General features: G+C 63.4%; 3 protein-coding genes. 2 read left to right on the top strand and 1 reads right to left on the bottom strand.

Features of this window, described 5'->3' with window-relative positions; all coding sequences use genetic code 11:
- Positions 1 to 369 (bottom strand): cation:proton antiporter domain-containing protein (locus AC1DKD_RS40815; RefSeq protein ID WP_477144702.1); only part of this gene is annotated, 369 nt, incomplete at its 3' end.
- A gap of 350 nt (positions 370 to 719) precedes the next feature.
- Between AC1DKD_RS40815 and AC1DKD_RS40810 the strand changes: the two genes are divergently transcribed.
- Together AC1DKD_RS40810 and AC1DKD_RS40805 are read left to right on the top strand one after the other, a co-directional pair.
- Complete coding sequence (locus AC1DKD_RS40810; protein ID WP_035866512.1) at positions 720 to 1,181, top strand: tripartite tricarboxylate transporter TctB family protein; 462 nt, start codon at positions 720 to 722, stop codon at positions 1,179 to 1,181.
- 12 nt (positions 1,182 to 1,193) lie between these two features.
- A partial coding sequence (locus tag AC1DKD_RS40805; RefSeq protein ID WP_477144701.1) for a tripartite tricarboxylate transporter permease occupies positions 1,194 to 2,223 on the top strand: 1,030 nt, incomplete at its 3' end.

Here is a 2,223-nt window from a genome sequence, read left to right as displayed (position 1 = left end):
CAGCAGCAGGCCGAGCTTCCAGTCGATCTCCAGCACCCAGGCGGCGAACAGGCCCACCAGCCCGGTCGTGACCAGGACCCCGACGGTGGCCAGCGACAGGGACGGCCGCAACGCAACCCGGAAAGTCGCCAGCCGGGTACGCAGGCCGCCATCGAGCAGGATCACCGCCAACGCCAGGTTGCCGACCAGGAAGCTCAGCCAGGTGTTGGCAAAGCGGATGCCGCCGGGGCCATCCACGCCAGCCAGCATGCCGACCGACAAGAAGACAAGCAGGAAAGGCACGCCCAGGCGCGCCGAGAAGGCGCCCACCACAATGCCCAGGGACATCACGATGGCGCCGATCAGGATGACATGGTCAATGCTTTCCAAGACGGCTTTCCCTTTCAGTACCAATGCCGCGCCGCATCGGCCGCGGGCTGCGTACGCGGCGGCAACGGCAGCGCAGCCGACGATGATAACGCAGCGCCATGTCAGCACTGCCGCGCCCCCGTTGCGAGGCGCAATCCGGCGCCGGCGCCATGCCGTCCGGCCCGCCTTCATATGTCGCCTAGGGAGATACCCGGAGATTGACCATTTTTGCAGACATCTGAAAGGTAGCTGAAAGGTCCCCCCCTTAATTTCCACCCTGCCAGCGGCAGGACGAATGCAAGCGTCATTTTTGCGCACTGCAACATCGACGGCCGCACGGATTTCAAGCAGTTTTTTCGAGGAGAATCATTTTGCGCATTCGTAGCCAAAAGGACTTTGCCTCCGGCCTGATGTTCATCCTGGTCGGATTCGGCTTTTCCTGGGTCGCACGTGGTTATTCCATGGGCACCGCCGCCAAGATGGGCCCGGGATATTTCCCGTTCTGGCTCGGCATCGTGCTCGCCCTGCTGGGCGCGCTGGTGCTGTGGGGTTCCCTGTCCGCCAAGAAGGAAGAAGATCAGCTGGCGCGCTGGGACATCAAGACGCTGTTGTGGATCCTGGGTTCGGTGGTGCTGTTCGGCCTCATGCTCAAGCCGCTGGGCATGGTGTTGTCCGTGCTGGTCCTGGTACTGGTGTCCTCGATGGCCAGCCATGAATTCAGCTGGAAAGGCGCTGTCGCAAACGCGGTCATCCTGGTGCTGATCAGCATGGGTGCGTTCGTGTATGGCATCAATCTGCAGATGCCGGTGTGGCCTGCATTCTTGGCAGGTTAAGGAGACGGCCATATGGAACTACTAGCCAACCTGGGCCTCGGCTTCTCGACCGCCCTGACGCTGCAAAACCTGGCATACGCCTTCCTGGGCTGCGTGCTGGGTACCCTGATCGGCGTGCTGCCGGGCCTGGGGCCTCTGGCCACCATCGCCATGCTGCTGCCGGTGACCTACACGCTGCCGCCGGTGGCCGCGCTCATCATGCTGGCCGGTATTTACTACGGCGCCCAGTACGGTGGCTCCACCACCGCCATTCTGGTCAACCTGCCGGGTGAATCGTCGTCGGTGGTGACTACCATCGATGGCTACCAGATGGCCAGGCGAGGACGAGCGGGGGTGGCGTTAGCCACCGCCGGCCTGGGCTCGTTCTTCGCCGGCTGCGTGGCTACCCTGATCCTGGCGGCATTTGCTGCGCCGCTGTCGGAACTGGCGTTCAAGTTCGGTCCCGCCGAATACTTCTCGCTGATGGTGCTGGGCCTGATCGGCGCCGTGGTGCTGGCTTCCGGTTCGCTGGTCAAGGCCATTGCGATGATCGTGCTGGGCCTGCTGCTGGGCCTGGTCGGTACCGACGTGAACTCGGGCGCGGCGCGCTTCTCCTTCGACGTGCCTGAACTCACCGACGGCCTGAACTTCGTCTCGGTGGCGATGGGTGTGTTCGGTTTCGCGGAAATCATCGCGAACCTGGAACAGAAGGATGCCCGCGAGACCTTCACCGACCACATCACCAACCTGTTCCCGACCAAGGAAGACTTCAAGCGCATGATCCCCGCGGTGCTGCGTGGCACGGTGCTGGGTTCGGCGCTGGGCATCCTGCCGGGTGGCGGTGCTGCGCTGGCTTCGTTTGCGGCCTACTCGCTGGAAAAGAAGACCTCGAAGTACGCGCATGAGTTCGGCAAGGGTGCCATCGAAGGCGTGGCAGGCCCGGAATCGGCCAACAACGCCGCTGCGCAAACCTCCTTCATCCCGCTGCTGACGCTGGGCATTCCGCCCAACGCGGTGATGGCGCTGATGGTGGGTGCGATGACCATCCACAACATCCAGCCGG

Source organism: Cupriavidus sp. 05T313, from assembly GCF_056396665.1.
Note: the sequence above shows the minus strand (reverse complement) of the source record. Positions and strands in the feature narration are given on the sequence as shown.